At 41.4% G+C, this 25,136-nt stretch carries 15 protein-coding genes; 10 read left to right on the top strand and 5 right to left on the bottom strand.

The genetic code is table 11. From position 1 onward, the window contains the following. The first annotated feature begins 27 nt into the window (after positions 1-27). Positions 28-987, top strand: coding sequence for a cobalamin-binding protein (locus tag AACU32_RS20665; protein WP_096602822.1), 960 nt, complete (start codon positions 28-30; stop codon positions 985-987). A 155-nt stretch (positions 988-1,142) separates the two neighbouring features. Here AACU32_RS20665 and AACU32_RS20660 read toward each other — a convergent pair whose 3' ends face one another. From AACU32_RS20660 to AACU32_RS20640, 5 genes are all read right to left on the bottom strand, one after another. Further along, a complete protein-coding gene (locus tag AACU32_RS20660; RefSeq protein WP_096602820.1) occupies positions 1,143-1,445 on the bottom strand; it encodes a protealysin inhibitor emfourin in 303 nt (100 codons plus the stop codon). Between the two features lie 170 nt (positions 1,446-1,615). Next, positions 1,616-2,698, bottom strand: coding sequence for a M4 family metallopeptidase (locus AACU32_RS20655; protein WP_096602818.1), 1,083 nt, complete (start codon positions 2,696-2,698; stop codon positions 1,616-1,618). 585 nt (positions 2,699-3,283) lie between these two features. Beyond that, a complete protein-coding gene (locus AACU32_RS20650) occupies positions 3,284-4,009 on the bottom strand; it encodes a methyltransferase domain-containing protein (RefSeq protein ID WP_096608092.1) in 726 nt (241 codons plus the stop codon). Positions 4,010-4,187: 178 nt separating this feature from the next. Further along, entirely contained in the window at positions 4,188-5,741 is a 1,554-nt protein-coding gene (locus AACU32_RS20645; protein WP_096602816.1) for a hydantoinase B/oxoprolinase family protein, read from the bottom strand. Between the two features lie 207 nt (positions 5,742-5,948). Further along, positions 5,949-8,045 carry a hydantoinase/oxoprolinase family protein gene (locus AACU32_RS20640; RefSeq protein WP_096602815.1) on the bottom strand — a complete coding sequence of 699 codons (2,097 nt, stop codon included), beginning with the start codon at positions 8,043-8,045 and terminating at the stop codon, positions 5,949-5,951. 1,957 nt (positions 8,046-10,002) lie between these two features. On the opposite strand from AACU32_RS20640, the gene AACU32_RS20635 reads away from it, so the two are divergent. The 9 genes from AACU32_RS20635 (at position 10,003) to AACU32_RS20595 (ending at position 25,117) form a co-directional block, all read left to right on the top strand. After that, positions 10,003-12,045, top strand: coding sequence for a polysaccharide biosynthesis protein (locus tag AACU32_RS20635; protein WP_096602811.1), 2,043 nt, complete (start codon positions 10,003-10,005; stop codon positions 12,043-12,045). A 93-nt stretch (positions 12,046-12,138) separates the two neighbouring features. After that, entirely contained in the window at positions 12,139-14,856 is a 2,718-nt protein-coding gene (locus tag AACU32_RS20630; protein ID WP_096602809.1) for a hypothetical protein, read from the top strand. A 67-nt stretch (positions 14,857-14,923) separates the two neighbouring features. Beyond that, positions 14,924-15,313 (top strand): hypothetical protein, encoded by a 390-nt coding sequence (locus tag AACU32_RS20625; protein WP_096602807.1) that lies wholly within the window; start codon positions 14,924-14,926, stop codon positions 15,311-15,313. 99 nt (positions 15,314-15,412) lie between these two features. Next, complete coding sequence (locus AACU32_RS20620; protein ID WP_096602805.1) at positions 15,413-17,275, top strand: WD40 repeat domain-containing protein; 1,863 nt, start codon at positions 15,413-15,415, stop codon at positions 17,273-17,275. A 23-nt stretch (positions 17,276-17,298) separates the two neighbouring features. Then, positions 17,299-17,421 carry a hypothetical protein gene (locus AACU32_RS20615; protein ID WP_339378132.1) on the top strand — a complete coding sequence of 41 codons (123 nt, stop codon included), beginning with the start codon at positions 17,299-17,301 and terminating at the stop codon, positions 17,419-17,421. A gap of 99 nt (positions 17,422-17,520) precedes the next feature. Beyond that, on the top strand, positions 17,521-21,009 hold the full coding sequence (locus AACU32_RS20610) for a DUF11 domain-containing protein (RefSeq protein ID WP_096602803.1): 3,489 nt from the start codon (positions 17,521-17,523) through the stop codon (positions 21,007-21,009). Between the two features lie 431 nt (positions 21,010-21,440). After that, a complete protein-coding gene (locus AACU32_RS20605; RefSeq protein WP_096602801.1) occupies positions 21,441-22,898 on the top strand; it encodes a hypothetical protein in 1,458 nt (485 codons plus the stop codon). 21 nt (positions 22,899-22,919) lie between these two features. Then, positions 22,920-24,419, top strand: a complete 1,500-nt coding sequence (locus AACU32_RS20600; RefSeq protein ID WP_096602799.1) for a hypothetical protein — start codon at positions 22,920-22,922, stop codon at positions 24,417-24,419. Further along, positions 24,416-25,117 (top strand): deoxynucleoside kinase, encoded by a 702-nt coding sequence (locus tag AACU32_RS20595; RefSeq protein ID WP_096602796.1) that lies wholly within the window; start codon positions 24,416-24,418, stop codon positions 25,115-25,117. The genes AACU32_RS20600 and AACU32_RS20595 overlap by 4 nt, the downstream gene beginning before the upstream one ends. The last annotated feature ends 19 nt before the right edge of the window (positions 25,118-25,136 follow it).

The raw sequence follows: 25,136 nt of genomic DNA, 5'->3' as shown, positions 1-25,136 counted from the left end.
AAGAGCAGCTGTTGCAGAGGTGGAGCGATGAAAGATAGCAGTGTAAGAATTGTCTCTCTCATTCCCAGTGGAACTGAGATTTTAGCAGCACTGGGTTTGACTGATGCTATTGTTGGGCGATCACATGAATGTGATTATCCCCCAGAAATTCAAAATCGCCCTATTTGTACCGCCGCACGGTTAAATAGCAATGGCTCCAGTCAAGAAATTCACAATCAGGTTAATAATTTATTGCAATCGGCTCTGAGTATCTATGAAATCAACATCGAGATTCTCGAGCAAGTGCGGCCTACCCATATTGTCACCCAAGACCAGTGTGATGTATGTGCTGTGAGTCTGCAAGACGTAGAAAAAGCAGTTGCCAATCTAATTGATCCCGCACCCCAAATTATTTCTTTGCAGCCCAATTTGCTGGAAGATGTTTGGCAAGATATTGAGCGGATCGGTAACATCTTTGAAGTAGACTCAGTGAAGTTGCTAGAAGACCTAGAAGCTCGCGTTAAAATTTGTCAGCAAAAAATCCAAGGACTGTCTTTAAAAGAACTACCCACTGTCGCTTGCATCGAATGGATCGATCCTTTGATGGTAGCCGCTAATTGGATTCCCGAATTAGTCAACTTGGTAGGTGGACAAACTTTGTTTAGCGCCTCAGGTCAGCCATCAGCTACCATATCTTTGGAGACACTCATCGCCACTAATCCAGATGTGATTGTCTTTATGCCTTGTGGTTGGGATTTAGACCGCACTCGCCAAGAAGCGCGGTTGTTAACTCAACGTCCAGAGTGGCAACAAATCCATGCCGCCCAAAGTGGCAGAGTCTACATTACTGACGGTAATGCTTACTTCAACCGTCCAGGCCCCAGGCTAGTAGATTCCCTAGAAATTTTGGCAGAAATGTTACATCCAGAAATTTTTGATTATGGTTACAAAGGCACTGCTTGGGAAGTTTTATCCGCTGATGAACTGATTCCGATGGCGGTGGTCTAGTGAATAGGTTTGTGGGAGCATCCCAATTTTAAGGCAATACCCGAATAGGGTATTGCTATACGAACAAAGCCTGCCTTTGCAGGCTTTGTATTTATAGCTACAGTCTAGAAGCCTGTGGGGGTTTTTGCTCATCAAAATTTTGGCGATGAAATATTTCAAGAAGGACGCTTTGCTACTTGATTGAGCCAGTCAATCAGGGGTCTTAAGGTTCCTGGTAATGCTGCTTCACTTACTGTGACTGTATGTTGCTTACCCTGGTCTTCCACTGTCAATTTATATTGAAAGCGATCGCTCTGGGGATTCGGGGAAGTAATTTTTTCCGGTAAATTAAACAAACCCGCAACTTCCACCAGTCTCGGTAGTTCTTGGGCTTCGTTTGGTGGGAGAGTAGCTGTATCAACGGTTGTTTTCTTACTAATTCCAGCAAAGCCGCCCGTGCGTTCAAAGGAGATCCGCATTGTTTACTCTCCGTTTTCCTGTCTAGGGGGAAAAATAAAAAACTGGAAGATTTTAACTTTCATCTTCCAGTGTAACAACAAAGGACAACCTAGTATAAATTCTGAATGATGAATGATGAATGATGAATGATGAAAATTTTACTTGTTCATCATTTCTCATTCACCATTCACTATTTGATTACACCTACCTTTTGCCAAGCGTTCTGTACAGCTTTTTGTTCTTTACTATCGTTACCGTAAAGTTCCCCAGCTACTTTGATGGTGGTAGTAGCAGCTGTTTTAAAATTAGCATTAGCACGCAGGCGATCGCGCAAAGTTATGTACCAGATTTTGCCAGCTTTTTCCCAAGCATAGCCGCCAATCTCTACCGCCGCTAGATAAAAGGCATAGTTAGGAATACCTGAGTTGATATGCACCCCGGCGTTATCTTCCGTACCAGTATATTTATCTTTCATATAAGCAGGTTGGGGATCTTTACCCATCACTGGGTCATCGTATGCTGTTCCTGGTGCTTTCAGGGAACGGATACCAACTCCTTTCACCGCCGGCGCTAAAAGACCTTCGCCAATAATCCAATCTGCTGCTTCTGCTGTCTGATTTTTGCTTTTCTGTTTGACCAAAGCCCCAAATACATCAGAAAATGATTCATTCAGTGCCCCTGGTTCACCGTAATACTGTAAACCAGCTTCATACTGAGTCACACCATGAGTTAATTCATGGGCAATCACATCAATAGATTTAGTGAAGCGTTGGAATAATTCTCCATCACCATCACCATAGACCATCTGGTCGCCATTCCAGAAAGCATTATCATATTTAATACCGTAATGTACGGTAGAGTCTAAACGCAGTCCTTTGTCATCAATAGAATTGCGATCGAATATCTGATGAAACATGTCATAAGTAGCACCAGCCGCATCATAGGCTTCATTCACTGCTTGATCGGTGCTTGGTGGATCTCCCTCACCACGTACCAGTTTACCAGGTAAATTTTCCGAAAATTGAGCATCGTAGATAGTGCGGCGCTTGACACCTGGGGATGGTGCAAATGATACAGCACCTACTACATTTCGTCTTCCACGCACCTGTGCCGAAACATTTAATGTTTGAAAAGCCCAATTACGCTGTTCAGCGTTACCATTGACGGCGACATGTTGCAGTATATGTGGTGGAATAATACAACAGATCGGGCATCTAGAGTAGCGTGGATGTTCACAGTTAAAACCCGTTGATTTCTTCTTATTTCGAGCCATGCGAGATATTCTCCTTTTTTAACTAACTGATGACAGACAGTGGCTATAATTCCACTGTTCAAAGGAGCAGAAAAATTAATACAAGTGGTCTGTTCCTATTGTGTCTAATCAAGAAAACTTTCTACTCTAAGTTTTAAGATAGGTTTGTTGAGCAGGGACAGTACCCACTGAGGGTATTTTGATGTTGGGACATGACATAGAAACACAAGACAAAATCAGATTCCGCAAATTGCAGCTAAAATCTTAGTCTCGTGATGCACAACCCCCTTTACGACCCAACGGCTTTATATAATAGGTCTTGTCTGGGGTAAATGTGCCATTTGTTACTGAATTGTTACCGAAACAAGGAACAACGCAGAGGGCAGCACTTCTCTGCGAGACGCTCCGCGAACGACTAGGCGGTAGTTGAGCGTAGTCGAAACTCAGTGACCGGGCAGAAGAAAGTATGATAATTTTTTATACAAAAAATGTATAGCAGTGCGTTAGGCGATGCGATCGCCTTTCCCCTCATAAATCATATCGAAATATGCAGCTAATATCATGTCCTGTTAAAGGCTAATTATTAAGACACCCAAAAATAAGTATCTAAAATCCGCGCAGCCAGCCGCCAAAAACCGCCAAGCCGTAATATTTCCAAGGTACTGCTACAGTCTCAAAACCAGCTTTTGTTAACATTTGTAATTGTGTATTCAAAGTAGCTAACTGGTCTTGGCTGGAGTATCCTTGTGTAACACTTGTACCCTTCTTATCTCGAACTTCCCCTAGGTTTATTCGTTGTTGGGTTGCCCATTCCTCTCGTGCTGCCTGGTAGACTTCTACTAATACAGGTGATTCTGGTAAGGTGGGGTCAGCATTCCAAAAACAACCATGAGAACTGAGGCTAACGGCAATTTGTTGAAATAAGTGGAATTTCATCTCATCTTGGAGATGGTGAATTGCCAAAGATGAAACACAAGCAGCAAATTCTCTACCTATAGCAAATTTCTCTGGATTATTTGCCCAGTCGCCAAAATCGGCTTCGATACCACTCCAGCGATTTTGATATCCAGCTGCGGCGATTTTACTTTCGGCAAATTGCAACATTCTCGGTGAGTAATCTAAAGCAATTACTTGCGCATCAGGGCAGCGTTGGAGTATTTTCAGACTCAGTTCACCTGTACCACAGCCTAATTCTAAAATGCGATCGCAACTCGAAGGTACACAACGGCTAATTACCTCCAGCATCTCGTCATATCGCGGTAATAGCTGGCGAATCCCCGTATCGAAATCAGCAGTGTTGGCAAAAACTTCACCGGGAAATATTTGTTGCATATCGCTAGCATAAGGTGTTGCATCCATTAAATCTTAGAGCATAGTGACTTGTTACAGGCTAGCGATATTAATTGATTAGCCTAAAAATCGCGACTCCTCTACACCACAATGATAATATTTGCGATCGTTACTCTATCTCTGTGACCTCAGCACCTCTGCGGTTCCATTTCCTTTGCAATCACTCCTCTCGCAACCCAAAACCCCCTCCCCCAGGTGTTTCTATGACAAAAACATCCCCAGGTTGCATCTGGACAGTAGCGGTGCTATCTAACTCCTCTTGCGTTCCATCTTGACGCTGTATCCAGTTGCGTCCGACTTTCCCCGGTTCCCCACCTTTTAATCCAAACGGAGAAACACGGCGATGATTACAGAGAATATTTGCTGTCATCGGTTCCAAAAACTTGATGCGGCGAATCACTCCATTACCACCGGAATATTTTCCTTTACCACCGCTATCGGGACGCAAACTAAAGCTTTCTACCATTACAGGATAGCGGGTTTCTAAAACTTCTGGGTCAGTCAAGCGGGAGTTAGTCATGTGGGTGTGAACTGCGTCAGTACCATGAAACTTCGCCCCAGCACCCGAACCACCGCAGATGGTTTCATAATATTGATATTGCCGATCGCCGAAGGTAAAATTATTCATGGTTCCTTGAGAAGCCGCGATCGCACCCAAAGCACCATATAAAGCATCAACAATAGTCTGCGATGTCTCTACATTACCCGCTACTACTGCCGCTGGGTAGATGGGGTTGAGCATACAACCTGCGGGAATGATAATTTCCAAAGGTTTCAAACACCCAGCATTCAAGGGAATACTATCCTCAACTAAAGTCCGAAAGACATATAAAACTGCTGCTTGGGTGACAGCTTTGGGCGCATTAAAGTTACTGTTTAATTGCCCAGATGTCCCAGTAAAATCAATTATTGCACTGCGATTGGCTTGGTTAATCGTTACTTTAACTTGAATTTTTGCACCGCTATCCATTTCATAGATAAATGTACCATCCTTGAGAACTGCGATCGCTCTTCTCACTGACTCTTCAGCATTATCTTGGACAAATTTCATGTAAGCTTGCACTGTTTGCAGTCCGTATTGCTCAACCATTTTGCGGAGTTCTTTTACTCCCCTTTCATTAGCAGCAATTTGCGCCTGAAAGTCAGCAATATTTTGGTCAGGATTACGCGCCGGATAGGGATGATTTAATAGTATATCTCTTACTACTTTTTCTCGAAAATACCCCTCTTCAACTAATAAAAAATTATCGAATAAAATTCCTTCTTCTTCTACCGTGGTACTATGAGGAGGCATAGAACCTGGTGTAATCCCGCCAATATCTGCTTGATGTCCGCGCGAAGCGACGTAGAAAATAATTTGGTTTTCTTGTTCGTCAAAAACTGGAGTAATAGCTGTGACATCTGGTAGGTGAGTCCCGCCATTATAGGGATTATTTGATAAATAGACATTTCCTGGTTTGATAGTGTCGCCTTTATCGTTAATTAAACTGCGGACACTTTCACTCATTGAGCCTAAATGTACGGGGATGTGGGGAGCATTTGCAACTAATAATCCAGCAGCATCAAAAATAGCACAGGAAAAATCGAGGCGTTCTTTAATATTTACCGATGCTGCTGTATTTTGCAGCACAATCCCCATTTGTTCAGCGATAAATTGATAGAGGTTTTTAAATATTTCTAACCGCACGGGGTCTGGTTGAGATATTGATTGCATTTTTTTCTCCTAATTAACGCAGCTATTGACAAACAACAACGGATATCATGTCCGCTTGATTACTTACTAAACCCTCTGAACCCCACCCCGACAAAGCGACGCTTTATCTCCCCTCCCCGTTTACGGGGAGGGGATTAAGGGGTGGGGTGCAATGATTATGGGAATCATAACTAATTACCCGGACATGATATGACACGCGCAGCGCCATCAATTTTTAACCTGCAAAATTAAATGATTACGTTCAGTTAATCTTGCTTCCCAGTTAGGTTCTACTACAATTGTGCTAATTTTTTCCACAATAATCGCCGGGCCATTAATACTATCTTCCGGTTGTAAATCTTCCCGGCGGTAAACTGGTGTATCATGCCATTGGTCACCTGCAAACATCTTCACCGTCTCAACAGATTGGGGATATTCATTTAAAGGACGATTCCGAATAATTAAAGATTCTTCAGGCGTATCCATTTTCTGAATTACCTCAACGGAAACAGATTCAACTATTAAGGTTTTTTCTAATTGCATAAAACCGTAGCGAGATTTATGTTCAAACTCAAACTTTTCTCGCATTTCCGCCACATCTGATGTAAAATCAATGGTCAATGTCGAGTTAGTTCCTTGATATTTTAAATTTACTTTTTGGACTACCTGATTTTGACTACTGTCTTCATCGCTGAGTTCACTTCGCGCCTGAGCAATCAAACTCTCGATTAACTGTTGTAATTGGGGAATTAATGCAGCGGTTAAAGGCTGTTCTACTCCCTTTTCTCTAATAGCGCGGACATCAGCTAATCCCATTCCATAGGCTGAGAGAACTCCCGCATAAGGATGCAGAAATATCTGTTTCATCCCTAAAGTATCAGCAATTAAACAAGCAACCTGTGCGCCAGCACCGCCAAAACAACAAAGCACATATTGGCTGACATCATAACCCCGTTGCAAACTAATTTTTTTAATCGCATTTGCCATATTCTCTACTGCGATCGCGATAAATCCCGCTGCTACTTGTTCGGGTGTACGATAGTTTCCTGTAGCTGTAGCAATTTCTTGAGATAATAAGCTAAATTTCTCGACAACAATATCTCTATCTAAAGGTAAATTCCCATCAACCCCAAACACAGAGGGAAAATATTGCGGGTGAATTTTCCCTAACATCACATTAGCATCAGTCACCGCTAAAGACCCGCCACGTCGATAACAAGCTGGGCCTGGATTTGAACCAGCCGATTCCGGGCCGACACGATAACTAGAACCATCAAAAAATAAAATTGAACCGCCCCCAGCAGCAATTGTATTAATCGCTAATACAGGAACTCGCATTCTCGCGCCAGCAATTTCTGAATCTAATTGGCGTTCATACTCGCCTTTAAAATGGGCGACATCTGTACTGGTTCCCCCCATATCAAAGGTGATAACTAATTCAAAACCTGCTCTTTTACTCGTTTGCACTGCACCGACGATTCCCCCAGCCGGTCCGCTTAGTATACTATCTTTACCTTGAAATTTCTCCGCTGCAACTAAACCACCGTCAGATTTCATAAACATTAATCTCACACCAAGTAACTGGCTAGCTACTTGGTTAACATAGCGCCGCAAAATCGGAGTCAGATAAGCATCGACAACGGTTGTATCGCCTCGACTCACCAATTTCATTAACGGACTAACTTCATGGGATACTGAAATCTGCGTAAATCCTACTGCTTGAGCGAGTTGCTGAACTTGTTGTTCGTGGAGAGGATAGCGATCGCTGTGCATAAATGCGATCGCACAACTACGTATCCCTGTGTTGTAAGCTGCTTGTAAGTCTTGTTTGACCTGTGCAATATTGACTGGGGTTAATTCCTCACCGTAAGCATCATAGCGTTCTTCTACCTCAATCACCTGCTCGTAAAGCATCGTTGGTAAAACGATATGACGCGCAAAAATATCTGGACGGTTTTGGTAGCCAATGCGCAACGCATCTTTAAAGCCTGTGGTAATTAAAAGTACAACTCTATCCCCTTTTCTCTCTAACAGTGCATTTGTCGCCACTGTTGTACCCATTTTGACTATTTCTATCGCTTCACTGGGGATAGGTTGATGACTAGCTAGACCAATAATATCCCGAATCCCTTGGATGGCTGCATCTTGATATTGTTCCGGATTTTCCGAAAGTAGTTTATAGACTATAATCCATTCTTGATCAGGAAGAGGCACAATCAAAAAACGTTCTGTATGCCTTGAGAGTCTTGCTATAATTGCCCGATTGTTAGTCACAGCAACAATATCTGTAAATGTTCCACCCCGGTCAGCAAAAACTTTTAACATCTGTCTGTTTGTTAAAGGATCTAGGGGAATACCAAAAAATTAACAGGAATTACGCAGTGACTACGATTTTACGTCATTACCGCCGTGAAATCCTTTCCAAGAGAGAGTTATCCGGCTCCATTTTCAGACTTTGGACGCTTGTTTACAAACGTAGTTGTCTAGATTTGTTTACTCTTGAGTAGCTTTGTCCAGATTTCTACGAGCGGACACCACTTTCTTAGGGTAAATGGCAACACCTTTTCCCTTTCTTATTCAAAACTTTACATAGTATAGTGCGGTTGCATCCTGCCTATTTACTGAGGGAACTCCAAAAAATAAATTATTCCAATTTCTGAACTTAACACGACTGTTCCTCCCCCCTGTCTTCATGAAATGGAATATTTTTTTAGTTGGAAGTCACCGAACACAAATTTCTGCGGTGGAATTACCCACCTGTATCAACCTAGCAATCCTTCTAGATCCAGCTTGACCACAACCTACATTTATCGGAAATAGTCTGGAAACTCCGCTTTGTGGGTGGGGGTTTTGATTTTTCTTTTGCCAGAGTGATACAATCGTTAACAAAGGAAAAATGACAAATCCCCAGATCTTAATCAAAAATGGGTGATTCAATAACATTTTCTTAACATTCGGACTCGTATAATTAACTCATCAAGATTACAGCTTTTGCTCAAGTAATAGATAGGGAAGCCTTGCCAAAGCTTATCTCCTTTCAGAGCTAGAATTTCCGAAACGCATAAAATTGATTCATAGTCAACCACTAGTAGATATAGATTTTTCTAAATTTGATAAGAATTGAAAGATAATTATTTAACTTTATAGTTAAAAAACAAATGGTTTGATAGGTACTGCTATTAGCAAGCAAGTAACCTAATATGTGCTTGACTTTAAGGAATTACACGGTAAAATAATCTTATCAATTCCCCTGCTTAATCAAATCTACATATATTTGCCGATCCCCAGTCAGTTATTTCATGAAATCTACACAAAATAACTCATGTAAAAGTGATATAAAACTCGCATGAATGAGTATTATCCTCAGATATTGCAGTTTATAAATTGATATTCACATTCAGTGAAATCAAGTGATAATAGTTTTATAGAAACAAATTTCAATATCTTGAGGATGAAATATCACTGGGAGGATAGTTACTAGTCGGTTAAATCAAAATGGAATTCAAAGCTCGGTCTTGATAAGCTAAATAAAAACAAACTATTTTCAAACTCTTTGTTTATCGCTAATATACCGCAGCAAAGTTAGTGAAGCTGGCATTCCTAACACAAGCCGGTAGGAAAATTAAGTTGAAATACACAACGCGATAAACAGGTGTACCTGATTTTGGAAAATTCCCTTGAGACTGGAAGTCGCTGCTGCAAAGATGTATACCTAAAGCGATTTTCCATATATTAGTCTGGCTTTTCAGGCTAATAATAAGTTTGCATAGACGTACTTAGATTGGTTAATTTGTGTAGGTAGCGAAATTCATTCGCCACATATTTCTCCAAATGAGGATGCACCGGATAAATAGGTTGAATATCCACATCCATGCTCTCATCAAATCATTTATTTACTCAGAGCAACTGGAACTAGCTTAGCGCAAGCCTCGATCAGCTATTGGTTTCAGATCAATAAACTTGTCTTTATTCCCTAGTTACATTTGTCAGTAGAAGAAATAATGCAACTATTATTTCCTACTGTGAAAAAATTGTGATCGCCATGATTCTGCGGTGAGTAAAACCACCGATCTACTGTCATGCATATTTGAAAGTTTTTTAAAGATATCAGTAGGTTGCTTCAGAAATGTAAAATTTAGTGGATGATCAAAATAATGATGCCAAGTCAGTTTTAACCCTTACAAAGGAATTTTTTTAGCACACACAATGTAAATCAAGAAGCCTTTCAGGCTGCAACAACCAAAAATAAGTACATGCTCAGAGTTTAATAGCTTTAGAAGACATGAATTACTCACTCCTCAACCTTCAATCAGCAGTTCAAAGATGGACAAATATTTTCTCAAGCAAATTAATGCATCTGAGAAATAGACATTTATTAGTTTGTGACATTGTTTTATTTACAATCACACCATTATTAGCCCTGACTCTGCGGTTAGATGGTGCTTTTTCCCTACAAACCTACATAGCAGAGCTAGGAATTACAACAGTACTATTTTTAGCAGTCAAACTAATTTTATTTTGGAGTCTTGGTTTTTATAAGCGTTACTGGCGCTACGCCAGTGTTGAGGAACTGATATATATAGGTATGCTAGTTTTGGCTGCGGTAGTCATCCAAAGCCTTTTGTTCGATGCTCTTTGTTATGTACCATATTTTACGATCAATAAACTGCCACATTCACTACCATTTATTGATGGATTGCTTTCCTTTATTTTTATTGGTGGACTGCGATTTAGTGTTCGGGCTGTAGCAAAAAGTAGGCGAACACCAGAAGTACTGAAATTATGCGAGCGGGTATTGGTAGTAGGTGCAGGTAGTGCTGGGGTGTCGCTAGTACAAGAAATGCAAAGAAATCCCCAATTAGGTTTTTATCCTGTAGCTTATATTGACGACAATCCTGAGAAATTCAACTTAAAAATTTGTGGACTACCTGTAGTCGGCGATCGCCACCACATTCCGGAGGTTGTCAAATCCCTGAAGATCCAAAAAGTGGTGATTGCAATGCCGACAGTTGCAGGAAGGGTGATTCGCGAAATTGTAGACATTTGCAAAACCACGGGAATTCCCACAAGCACCTTACCTGGAGTACATCAAATTCTCAATGGTCGTGTGCGGGTAGACGCTATTCGCGATGTCCGCATAGAAGACTTATTAAGACGCGAATCTGTAGAGACGGATATTGAAAAAGTTGCCACATTTCTGCAAGGTAAGAAAGTACTAGTTACAGGTGCAGGTGGATCAATTGGTAGCGAACTTTGCCGTCAAATTTTTAAATGCTCTCCTGCGGAAATGATCCTGATAGGACATGGAGAAAATTCTGTATTTAATATCCAGCAGGAATTAGAACAACTTTCCCGCATTATCAAACAAGATAGCCAAGCCCAAACAACTACCCCATATATTTCTGCATTCATTGCTGATATTCGTTTTCGTTTGCGATTAGAACAAGCGTTTGAGCAATTCCAACCTGATGTAATTTTTCATGCGGCTGCGCATAAGCATGTCCCCCTGATGGAATTAAATCCTGCAGAAGCAATCACCAATAATGTCCTAGGAACTAAAAATTTGCTGGATCTGGCCAAGCAGTACAACGTGCAGCATTTCATCATGATCTCTACAGACAAAGCAGTGAATCCAACTAATATTATGGGTGCCACTAAAAGAGTAGCCGAAATGTTGGTACTGCAAGCTGCCAGAGACAACAATAAGCCTTATAATGTAGTGCGTTTTGGCAATGTTTTAGGCAGTCGCGGCAGTGTTGTCCCCACCTTCAAAAAACAAATAGCAGCAGGTGGCCCAGTAACTGTGACTCATCCCGATATCTGTCGTTATTTTATGACCATACCAGAGGCAGTACAACTTGTTTTACAGGCTGCCGTATTGGGTCGTGGTGGTGAATTGTTAATGCTAAATATGGGTGAACCCGTAAAAATTGTTGATTTAGCAGAAGAACTAATTCGCCTTTCCGGCTATGAAGTCAACAAAGATATTGAGATAGTGTTTACAGGTTTGAGAGCCGGAGAAAAATTATTTGAAGAGTTGTTTATTCAAGGAGAAGAATATAAGTTAACGCAGCATGAAAAGTTATTAGTAGTGAAAAATGCGAGTTTATTTATTCCCGAACATCTGGATGTTACCGTAGAAAGATTGTGTAAAGCAGCGGAGATAAATGATGCTAATTGCATTGTATTTTTACTAGAGCAAATAGTTCCTGGATATAAGCCTAAATATTTAGGAAATCATGGATTAACCGAAGCTCAAAATAATAGTAAAGTCCCTTCCAAACGCATAATTAGATTCAATTCTCAATCACATATGCAAGAATAAGCGAATAATTCTTCATTAGACAAAAATCGGTGCTTCTACAGGGGTGAACATGACTCCAGAACAAATTCTCACAGGCTTATTGAGTTCAACATTATGGTTAAAGATTTAGAAGATTTCAGTCCCTTGAGACTAGTACATATTTTTGACGATCGGGTTAATGGTGCTAAGCCCCTGAAACCGAAGGGTCTGGCTTACTCGCGAAAAGCCAAACGATTCTTCGCCGTAGAGAATAATGAAATTATCGCGATCAATTCTCAGCAAGAGCAAGATCCTAAACTTTCGACAAAGAATATATCGCCTGAGTTTCTCGACAACTCCTTGATAGTTAATGATGAAAAGAACCAACGGTTGCTAATCTTGAACCCAAAAAAGCAATTAATAGCGATCGCCACCAACCCTGATGGTAGTCTAAATACTGCTCAACGCAGTACAGTTGACGTGAATAAATGGGGTCTGGACAAAATTTTAGACATCACCATCGATCCAGATACTGGACGCATATTTCTCCTACAGAAAAACAGTATTACCAGTATTCTGCCAGATGCTCAGGGTAACTTTAATAAAGCAGGGCTTGTCCAGGTGGCTTTACTGCCAGATATTGTTCATGCCAAACGCATAGCTTTTGATTCTAGCACTGGAAATCTTCATGTATTAAGTTTTCCTAAGGAGCAAAAGCTCTATGAACTCGATCAAAAAGGTCAGCTGCTTGCAATCCGTGATGCATCTGAACTAGTCCTCAAAGATCCAAATAATTTAGTTTTTGCACCCTCTTCCGACACCACAGACACCAGCAATAAGCAGAGTCTGTATGTTGCTGATCCCACAGGTGCGGGAATTACAGAACTTTCTTTAGCAGCCGCTGCAACTGCACCTGCATCCGTCACCCAGGCTTTTTTGGTGCGGACTACTGATACATCTGTGTATTCTCCCAATTCCAGTCCTGACCCTTCTGGTATTACTTACCTACCGAGTTCAAATACATTGTTCATTGTTGATGGCGAAGTGGAGGAACCCACCAACATTTTTTACAGTGGTAGTAATGTATTTGAAGTCAACCTAGATGGTACACAAGTCCGTGCTGGAAATGTAGAAACCTATACCAAGGAACCAACTGGGGTAAGCTTTAACCCCAATACCGGAAACATATTTGTTTCTGATGACGATGCTCGCAGGATTTATGAAATCGCTCCTGGTGCAGATGGGAAATTTGGTACTGGGGATGATGTGAAAGTCGGTCAGATAAACACTGGTACTTTCGGTAGTACAGACTCAGAAGATGTAGTCTATGTTAATGATTTGAGCCGTGGAATTAAAGCTCTGTTTATCGGTGGTGGGATTAACGCAGAAGTTTACCGGATTAATGCCGGAGCAGACGGTAAATTTGGCACCGCAGATGATGTTATCTCTTCCTTCGATACTGCAATCATGGGGTTAATTGATGTCGAAGGTATAGCTTATAACCAAAACAATGGACATTTATATGCGTTATCTGGGAACCCCAATGGTGAGTTATTTGAGATGACCGTTGGTGGTACTTTAGTACAGAAAATAGATATTTCTGCTGCCGGTTCTTTAAACGCAGCAGGTTTAGTATTTGCACCAGCTAGTAAAGTCCCAGGAACGACTAACCTATATGTCGTCGCTAGAGGAGTTGATAACGACACAGATCCCAACGAAAATGATGGCAAATTATATGAATTTACCCTCACTAATGCAGCACCTACAGTAGATGCAGGTGTAAACCAGATAGTTGCAGTCAATCATGTTGATCTAGATGGCACTGTTGTCGATGATGGACTACCAAACCCACCAGGAGCAATTACCAATAGTACTTGGAGTAAGTTAGGCGGACCGGTGACGGGGACTGTTACCTTTATTCCTAATGCCATAGATACAACAGCTACCTTTTCTGCCCCAGGTACTTATATATTGCGGTTGACAGCAGAAGACGGTGAACTCACAAGCCACGATGACGTTTTTGTATCGTACAATAGCACCTTCTATGTTAGTACCATTGATTCTGGCAACGTCAGTGGAGTGGGTAGCTACGGTGATGAAGACATCTTGGCATATAATCCCAATAATGGCACTTGGTCGATGTTATTCGACGGTTCTGATGTGGGTTTGGGTGGTACAAGTGTAGATATTGATGCTTTTCATATAGTAAAAAATACGGATGGTATTATCACCAGTATTTTATTCAGTGTAGATTACAGTTCTAGTTTGACATCCTTCACCCTGCCAGGGGGAGTGGTTATTGATGCTTCTGACATCGTCCGGTTCACTCCTACTTCCCTAGGGATAAATACTGCTGGGACTTATGAAGTATACTTCGATGGTTCAGATGTTGGCTTAGATACTAGTAATGAAGACATTGATGCTTTTGGGATATTGCCAGATAATCGTTTACTGATCAGTACCAGTGGTAGTCCCAGTGTTCCTGGTGTCAATAGCAGTATTGTCAATGGCAGCGATGAAGATTTACTAGTTTTCACGGGCACCACTGGTAATAACACTATTGGAACCTGGGCGCAATATTTTGATGGTTCAGATTTGGCTCTTAATACTAGCGGTGATGAAGACGTTAATGCTACGTGGGTTGATAATGGTGGTAATATTTACCTAAGTACCATAAGAGCTTACTCTGCTACAGGTGTCACTGGCACTGTCAGTGGGGATGGTAACTCAATCTTCACATTTATTCCAAATTCGACTGGGTCTAACACTAGTGGCAGTCTGCTCCAATTTTGGGATGGTTCAGCTGCTGGATTAAATGCAACTAACAGCATAGATGGTTTTGCTATAGGCTAGACGCATTAAAACTGAAGAAATGTAGTACATAAGAGTAAGAAGTAGATAATTGGGTGTGAAAAAACTGATGACTATTACAAGCAGGAAAAAGGCAGTAAACACAAGGCAAACAAGGCAATTAGTTGGGTCTTCAAACCCACTATTAATTGAAAATTATCAGGTTGTTAATTGGCTGATTGGATTAAATTCCGATGAAGATGGTGTGAAGATTGGACAAAAATTTTCGCTTCTTTCTTCGTATCAAGCTAGTTGCTGCAACTGTGGGAACACCGACAGTGTAATGCTTCCTCTACCCTCTGCCAAAGCCGCTCATAGGGCTGATAAAAAAGACGACAATTTCCAAAAGGCTAAGTTAAATCACGAATTACTTGTAATCCTCAGACAAGCCAGCGATTTGTTCTCTGAAGGATCGGCTAGAGGATTTTCAGAGGTCATTGAAGGCTGCTTATGGAACTAAATAGTTCTCCTTTTTGCTTGTGAATTCACGTTTGCAAATTTTCTTCATTTTTGATGGCGCTCGCCATATTTCTATAACCCAGAGATAAAAAGCATCATTATGGCTATCACTAATTTCTTAGTTGAACAAACTCTAGTCAATCCCTCTTTCAATAGTGTGCTGTTCGCCAATGCAGTGGCTATTTCTGGCACTAATGCGCTGATTTCCTCAGTGGGAGGTGAGGAGGGTGAATCTGATATTGCTAAAGTCTATCTATTTGACACCCTCACCGGACAAAGGTTGCAGACTTACTTCAACCCCACCCCCAAGAGTGGTGACTTGTTTGGTAATTCCATAGCCATCTCTGACAACAAAGTGCTGATTGGTGCGCCCCGTGATAACGATAAAGGGGGGGTTTATCTCTACGACCAGCTAACAGGGAAACTTTTACTAACTTTCTTTAAAAACAATCCAGTTGGAGGGGACTATTTTGGTTACTCCGTAGCAATGTCTGGAGACAAAGTGCTGATTGGCACACCCTATGACGATCAGGGTGCCCCAAACAGTGGCAGAGCTTACTTGTATGATGCCAAAACTGGGGAACTTTTGCAGACTTTCGACAATCCTACTCCTGAGGGTGGAGACTTATTTGGCTTCGCTGTGGCGATATCGGGTAACACAGTTGTTATTAGTGCCTTCTTAGATGATACAGGTGCTGCTGATACTGGGAGTGCTTACGTATTTGATGCTGTAACCGGACAACTTGTACATACTCTCCTCAATCCTAATCCAGGTGATGCTGACCTGTTTGGTAGTGCCGTAGACATTGATGGCGACAAAATATTAGTTGGCGCTCGCGCTGATGATCTAGGTGCAGTCGATGCTGGCGCAGCTTACATGTTCGACGCGGTTACGGGGAACTTGTTGCACACCTTCGCTAACCCCACCCCAGAACCAGGTGACATATTTGGGGTTTCAGTTGCTATTTCTGGAAATCAAGTGTTGATTGGTGCGAGTGGCGATAACACAGGAGCATCCAACAGTGGAGCAACTTACTTGTTTGATGCCACAACAGGGAAATTATCAGAAACTTTTACTAACCCTAGTGCAGCTGAAGGTGACCTCTTTGGTAATGCAGTTGATATTGACGGCGATCATGTAGTGATCGGTGCGTTTGGAGATGACGAGAAGGGAGCCAACACTGGTGCAGCTTACGTATTCGAGAAAGCTAACCACAAATACTATGTCAGTTCCAATGAAAGTGGCACAGTCGGTGGTGTCTCTTACAAAGATGAAGATATATTAGCCTATGACACCAAAGACGGAACCTGGTCAAGATTTTTCGATGGTTCCAAAGTAGGTTTGGGTGACCTGAATGTCGATGTAGATGCTTTCTATGTTGAAGACGACGGCAGCATTTTATTAAGCGTTAACAAAAGTGGTATTACATTACCTGGTGGGTTAACCATTGATAATTCCGACATTGTCCGCTTTAAACCATCAACCTCAGGTGACTACAGTACGGGAACCTACGAATTGTACCTTGATGGTTCGGAGGTAGGACTAGAAGATAGCGCTAACGAAAACATTGATGCTATTGCATTTGCACCAGACGGTGGCTTAGTGATCAGTGTCAATGGTCACTTTAATGCGTCTGGCATTACTGCTAAAGATGAAGACTTACTTGCCTTCAATCCCACCAGTAACACTTGGGAACTATATTTTGTTGGTGCCCAGTTAGGTCTGAATACTAACACTGATGAAGATGTTGATGCTGCCTGGATTGATCGCGAAGGTGACATTTTCCTAAGTACCAGAAGAGATTACACCGTTGGCATAGGTGATACCAGCATCAGTGGTAACGGCAGCTCAATCTTTACAGTTGATCTAAATAGTAACAACACCATCGGTAATGTTACTCCATTTTGGGATGCTGCCACTGCTGGGCTGTTAGGTGGCGTCGATGGTTTCCAGATATTGTAGTAGGGCTGTCTGGGAATTCATAATTGGTGATTAATTCAGGATGCAAGCTTCTTAATGATGTGCGATCGCCCATAACTAAGGATGAAAATCCCTCATCCCTAGTCTCATCAGCCCCCACAGGCGATCGCTCACAAACCTGGCGATGAAAATCCCTCGTCCCTAGTCCCTACCTTGCCCCTAAGCAGGTATCTCGGTACGAATAGGAATTATTAAAGAAAAACTACCTAAAATTTGCGGGGAAAATCATGACCAAGAATTTCGTCAGAAAAGCTAACGATTTCGATGAGTTCAAAGATTTATTTGGTGGCAAAACTAACCCCAAGGGTTTAGTTTTCTCGGCAAAAGATCAGAAATTGTTACTGTTGCAAAAAGGTGAAGATGACCAAACAGAGTTAAAAGTGACCGAGCTTGCTCCTTCGGGAGAAGTACAAGCAGGGAATTCTGTATTTAACACTGCTTTTGATGCTAAACGCAACCGTATATTAAGTTTTAACGCTGAAAGCCAGCAAATTCTGGTAAATAAAATTAACGCTGATGGTCGTTTAGATTTACCTAAGCAACAAGGATTTGATATCAGGAAAATTGGTCTGAAAAAGCCCCAAGGATTCACAGTAGCTCCAGATGGAACATTATTATTTTTAGAAAATAGACAAATAATAGCTGTCACTCCAGGTGAAAGTGGCAGTTTTACGGATGCCAAAATTTCGCGGATTAATCTTAAAGATAAAAAATTAAATAAAGTCAGTGGTATTGCTGTTGACCCAAACACTGGTAATCTTCAACTGTTAATTCCTGACGAGCAGCGGCTTGTGGAAATTAATCTCTCAGGAGAGACTGTAAGCGATCGCAACTTAAATCAAGTGGGAATTAGTAAACCCGAAGCAATCACTTTTGCGCCTACTCTTGATGCTACAGATGCTCCCAGCCAGTATAATTTATATGTTAGTGATGCTAATTTAGGAATCGCTGAGTTATCGTTCGCTGAACCCTTAGCTGTTGCAGCGGCTACCACCACAACTCTGACCTTAGTTCGCACCATTGATACCTCAGTATTTTCCCCCTCTAGTCCCGACCCATCAGGTATTGCTTACAACCCTTATACTAATCGGCTACTGATTGCTGATGGCGAAGTAGATGAGATGTCCATCTTTCGCGGGGTGAACATGTTTGAGAGAAGCGTCTCCGGTACGGGAACGACTTGGGATCGGACATGGAGTACAACGTCTTTCTCAAACGAGCCAACTGGTGTAGATATTTACTTTAATCCCAGCAACTCAAATGACCCATTTAACGGATTTTTGGTGGTTTCGGATGACGATCAAAGGAGAATCCATCTCATCAATCCAGTAAATGGAGTTTACGGTGATACAGGTGATGTGCGGACTGTCTTTTCCACCACACCTTTTGGGAGTGGTGACCCCGAAGGAATAGCCTTTGGCCCCAAACAAATTATCAACGGAACTGAAAGACAAACTCTTTTTGTTTTGGATGGGGTCAACGCAGAAGTTTATCAGGTAACTACAGATGGAACCTTAGTTAGCCACTTTGATACCGCTGGTTTGGGTTTTCTCGATCCTGAAGGGATCGATTACGATCCGCTTAGTGGTTCTATCTACCTGATTGGTGAACCCATAAATACCATTGCAGAAGTCAGCATTTCCGGGAGTTTAATCCAAAGTCTGAATATTTCTGGGCCAGGTCTACGCAAACCTGCTGGTTTAACAATTGCGCCTACTAGTAATAACTCCAATACCAGAAGTATATATGTTGCCGATCGCGGCGTTGATAATGACAACAATCCCAATGAAAATGATGGTAAGATTTTCGAGTTTATCCTACCAGCAGCACCGCCACCACCTAGCGGTGCGGATTTAGAACTAACGCAAACAGTTAGTAACCCTACTCCCAATGGTGGGCAAAATGTCACCTTCACCCTGACATTAAATAACAGAGGCCCACAAAACACCAACAGCGTAGCAGTAACAGACCAATTACCCACAGGATTAACCTTTGTATCTGCTACCTCAAGCCTGGGGAGTTACAACAGCAGCACAGGTGTTTGGAATGTAGGCACAATTAACAGTGGTAGCAACGCCACCCTGAATTTAGTCGCAACAGTACAAACAACACCAACTAGCACCATCACTAATACCGCACAGGTAACAGCCTCATCTGTCACTGACCCCGATTCCACACCTAACAACAACAACCCGAACGAAGATGATCAAGCCAGCGCCAGTATTGGCCCCAATGTAGTTACCAGACAAATCCGGGTGTCAGCCGGTAGTGATGATGCCGAACAAAGCGCAACAGGAAGCGTCAGTCTAACCAGTTCGGATTTAGAGTTGGTCAATGATGGTAATAACCAAACAGTTGGCTTGCGGTTCAACAGCATTAATGTTCCCAAAGGAGTGACCATCACCAATGCCTATATTCAGTTTAAGGTAGATGAAACTTCCACAACCGCAACCAACCTGACCATTCAGGGACAAGCGATTGGTAATGCCCCAACATTTACCTCAGCAAGCAACAATATTTCTTCCCGCAGCAAAACCACAGCATCTGTAACCTGGAATCCCACTGCTTGGAATTCTGTAGGTGCAGCAGGTGTTGACCAACGCACAAATAATATTGCTTCTGTCATTCAAGAAATTATTAATCGACCCGATTGGGCAAGTAATAATTCTTTAGTAACAATTATTACTGGCACAGGGGCGAGAGTAGCGGAGTCATTCGAGGGTGATGCGGCGGGAGCGCCACTGCTGCATATCGAGTACATTGACAAACCACCAGCACCGGGAGCAGATTTGTCACTTACTAGCACAGTGAATAACTCGAATCCGCTTCTGGGTAACGATATTACTTTCAGCGTCAATGTCAACAACACTGGCCCAGACGCAGCGACGGGAGTACAAGTCACAGATTTATTGCCATCAGGATTAACCTTTGTATCAGCCACCCAAAGCCAAGGGAGTTATAGCAGCAGTACAGGTCTTTGGACGGTTGGGACAGTGAATAATGGTGCGACAGCTACCCTCACCCTGACAGCTAGAGCCGCAAATACAGGTAGCTTTAGCAACACTGCACAGGTAACTGCTTCTAATCAACTAGACCCAGATTCTACTCCTGGAAATAATATCGCTGGTGAAGACGACCAAGCCACGGTGGCGGTAAATGTTACAGATGGTAGTGGTGTCCCCACAGCGATCGCGGTTCGGGTCGCATCTAGTAGCGATGATGCCGAACAAAGAGCTTCTGGAAGCATGGATTTGAGTAGTTCGGATTTAGAGTTGATCAACGATGGCGGCGATCAACTTGTGGGCTTGCGTTTTGTTGGCGTAAATATTCCCCAAGGAGCAACGATCAATAAAGCTTATATTCAATTTAAGGTGGATGAAACTACCTCGGTAGCAACTAACCTGACGATTCGTGGACAAGATGCAGATAATGCTTTGACATTCACCAGCACCAGAGGTGATATATCTTCCAGATTACTCACGGATGCTAATGCTGTCTGGAATGCTGTACCTACCTGGAATACGGTGGGGACAGTCGGTGCTGACCAACGCACTCCGGATCTGAAAAACGTAATTCAAGAAATTGTCAATCGACAAGGTTGGAGTAGCGGTAATTCTCTAGCAACAATTATTAGCGGGACTGGATCGCGAGTGGCGGAGGCTTTCGATGGTGACCAACTCGGCGCTCCTTTGCTCTATGTGGAATTTACAGCGTGAGATTTTGTTGATTGTGAAATCTCCTCCAAGGGGATGAGGGGAGAGGGGGACTCAAGTCTCCCTTATCCCCAAAGGGAAGGGAACAGATAAATCACAAATGGCAACTGACTCTTTCAAAGCAGAAGTTCTTTGTCAAAAGTGTTTCCATAATTTTACCTGGTTGCTCTATTGATGTGGTGCTGTAATGAATTCCTCAAGTAACCAGACAGTTTTTGATTAGGCGAAAGCTAAAATTAACCGCTAATTATTATCAATTAGAATAATTTAACAAGGAAGCAATCGCTCATCTTTTGACTTTTGAACTTTGCTGTTTCCTGCTATTTTTATTCTGCCAAAAAATAGCAATATCAAAAAAATATAAACTTTGGTAAAAATATTGTTGATAACTTTATAAAGTATGAAATATTAAATATATAACACAAGCAATTTTTATGTTAAGCATTGTCAAGGCTTTAATTACTAAATTAGAGCATCAGGGAATTGCTTACTGCCATTGGAAAAGTAATATTGCCCTCAAAGATGCTTTATCAGGAATCGGCGATCTAGATATTTTAGTAGACCGCAGAGACGCTCAACGATTTGAAAGTGTTTTATCAGCGTTAAATTTTAAAAGAGCTAGAGAAATATTGCCAATAAATTACCCTGCAATTCACCATTTTTATGGACTTGATATTGCAACTGGGCAATTGGTTCATCTGCATATTTATTATCGGTTGATTACAGGCGAAAGTTTGCTGAAAAACTATTGTCTACCTTTAGAAGAGGTATTGATACATAAAACTATAAATATAGAAGGTGTACCTATACCAATTAAAGGCGCAGAATTAATAGTTTTCGTGCTGCGGATGATGGTGAAGCACGCTGCGATTCTGGAATATCTGCTGTTAAAATGTAGTGGAGAAATTTTAAAAAAAGAACTTGATTATTTATTTGATGAAGAGGCGCAAAAACAATATCCTCTATTGCTACAAGACTATTTACCATCTATAGACATTCATTTATTTGATAAATGTCTCGACTGTCTGCAACAAGAAGCGCCATTTTTTAAATTCTTTTGGTTATCTATTCAACTGCGGCAACAGTTAAAACTTTTTAATAGATTATCACCTATCGCCGAATGGTTATTCAGAGGTAAACTCTTTATTCAACGCGTATTGTGGCGTTTATTCGGTTCGGGAAAATCAAAGCAACTAACATCGGGTGGTGCGATCGTTGCTTTTGTTGGTGCGGAAGCAACTGGTAAATCGACATTAGTTAAAAATACTACCAGCTGGTTAGGAAGCGTATTTCATATTACTTCAGTCCATTTAGGTAAACCGCCATCAAGTTTGTTAAGTTTTTTACCTAATCTAGCCTTACCTCTATTGAGAGGAGTAGCGGCTGAAGACAGAATGAGTACGGTCGTAACTGATACAACTAAGAAGGCAAAAAGTGTTTCCTTGCTGTATGCAGTCCGTTCTGTATTAGTAGCTTGGGACAGACGGAAATTAGCAATTAAAATACGTCGTCAAGCTGCTAATGGTCAACTAGTGATTTGCGATCGCTATCCATCTACTACTTTGGGAGCTATGGATAGTCCCAGATTGACAATTCCCGAAGCAAGTGGTGGGAAAAATCAGATCCTGAAATATTTGGCTAATTTAGAACACTGTATTTACAGCCAAATTCCCCCCGCAGATATTGTCGTTCGCTTGAGCGTTCCTGTGGAAGTGGCTATAGAACGTAATCAACAACGACAAAAACAGGAACCAGCAGATTATGTCGTCAGCAGACATAGCAATCGGATTGTTCCTTTGTATCCCAAGTCTAACACTATTGAAGTCAGTTCCAATCAAACACCAGAAAAAACGATCGCTGATGTACGTCGCTTGTTGTGGGAAATCCTATAAATTTGCTAGACAGTAAAAAATATGCTAGAAATTGCCTCTTCTATTCAAAATAAATCAACCTTAAAACTGGTATCCAGACTATGTCAAACCCTAAACTTGGAAGGCATAAATTATTGCCATTGGAAAAGTAATAATGCTTTAGATCGTTCCGCAAATGGTGAAAATGATCTGGATTTGCTGGTGGGTCGTGAAGATATTCAAAAGTTTACAGAAATTTTGTTTCGTTTAGGATTCAAACAAGCAAAAGCCCCCTTAGAACAGCAAATGCCTAGCGTCTTAGACTATTATGGCTACGATGCTGACGCAGATAAATTAGTTCATGTTCATGCCCATTATCAACTTATCATAGGTCAGGATCGCACAAAAAACTATCGCCTACCAATTGAAAAACAATTCTTAGATTCTGTAACCCAAGGAGAATTATTTAAAACTCCCACGGTAGAATTTGAATTTATTGTGTTTGTGATGAGGATGATTCTCAAATATTCTACTTGGGATGCAATTCTAACTCGTCAAGGAGATTTACCAAACAATGCTCGCCAGGAATTAGCATACTTGCAAGAGCGAGTGAACTGGATACAAATATATGCGCATTTGCAGCAATATTTACCCTATATAAATGCAGAACTGTTTAACACTTGTGTACAATCTTTGCAACCAAATTATCCGATTTGGGAGCGAATTCAATTAGGTCATCAAGTACAAAAACAATTACAGGCTCATTCACGGCGAATTCATATTCTTGATGTTTATTTGAAAATTTGGCGACAGCTAGCCAGGATGATGAAACGGCGGATTATGAAAAAATCCCTCAAAAAACGCTTTGTTAACGGTGGAGTTATGATTGCATTAGTTGGTGGAGATGGTGCAGGTAAATCCACCACTGTTGATGAGCTATATGCTTGGCTATCAAAAAACTTCGACACTACTAAATTTCACTTGGGAAAACCACCAAGATCGTTGACAACTAACATAGTGAGAGGCGGATTAAAAATTACCCGTTTTTTCACGGATATCGTCACTCCAGGTAAGTCTTCTGCTCCCACTCGCGTTTATACTCACACCCCTAGTGAATTTCCTGGTTACTCACCATTAATTTGGCATGTTTGTTCAGCTCGCGATCGCTATCTCACTTATGCTCGCGCCAGACGCCTTGCAACTAATGGAGGTATTGTCATCTGCGATCGCTTTCCCTTACCGGAAATCAAGTTAATGGATACACCCCAAATAGAACGTGTCGTCAGTGTAGAACGCCAAAATAAGTTTATTAACTTCTTAAGTAAGTTAGAACAACATTGGTATGAATATATTGCTTTACCTGAAGTATTAATTATTCTGAAATTGCATCCAGAAACCGCTGTGCAACGCAAAACAGATGAAAAAGAATCTCATGTAAGAGTGCGTTCTACGGAAGTTTGGGAATTAGATTGTCAGGCGATAGATGCTCATGTAATTGATACCTCTGTTTCTAAATCAGAAGTTATTGCTCAAATCAAATCTTTAGTGTGGTCACAAATATGATTGATCTGCTTAAAACCAGCTTCCAGAAACAAGAAGCAAACCAAAAACCATTGATTGTAGAATTTCTTGGCCCTGCAGGTGCGGGAAAAACTACCCTTTTACGAGCCTTAAAACAGAGTCATCCAAATATTAAAGAGGGGGTAATAGCCAACGAAATAGATTGTATTCCTTACTTGATTACCAACACATTATTATTCTTCCCAACATTTATCAGTCAATATCAACATACTCGTTGGTTCACTTGGAAAGAAACGCGTTCCATGATATATACACAAGTTTGGCATGAAATTTTAGAGAGAGAAAAAGACAATAAAAATTTGGCAATCCTCTTTGATCATGGCCCACTTTTCCGACTAGCAAGACTTCTTGCTTGTGGTCCAGATATTACAAAAAGCCCAATTTATCAGGAATGGTCAAATAAAATCCTGGCTCAGTGGATGAATACTTTAGATATTGTAGTTTGGCTTGATGCCCCTAATACAGTTTTATTACAACGAGTCCACAATCGAGATACTTGGCATGAAGTCAAGGAAAAATCTGATATAGAAGGGCATAATTTTTTAGAAAACTATCGCCGAGTTTATGAGGAAATTATTACCCAAATCAAAAGCAATTCTCCGATAAAAATACTCCATTTTAATACAAGCGAGAAATCTGTTGAACACATTGCCAACGAAACTCTAATGGCATTGATATAAACCATGTCTATTTTTAAAA

It is taken from the genome of Calothrix sp. NIES-2100, from assembly GCF_963875285.1.
Classification (GTDB): domain Bacteria; phylum Cyanobacteriota; class Cyanobacteriia; order Cyanobacteriales; family Nostocaceae; genus Aulosira.
This window is presented reverse-complemented; position numbering and strand designations above follow the sequence as displayed.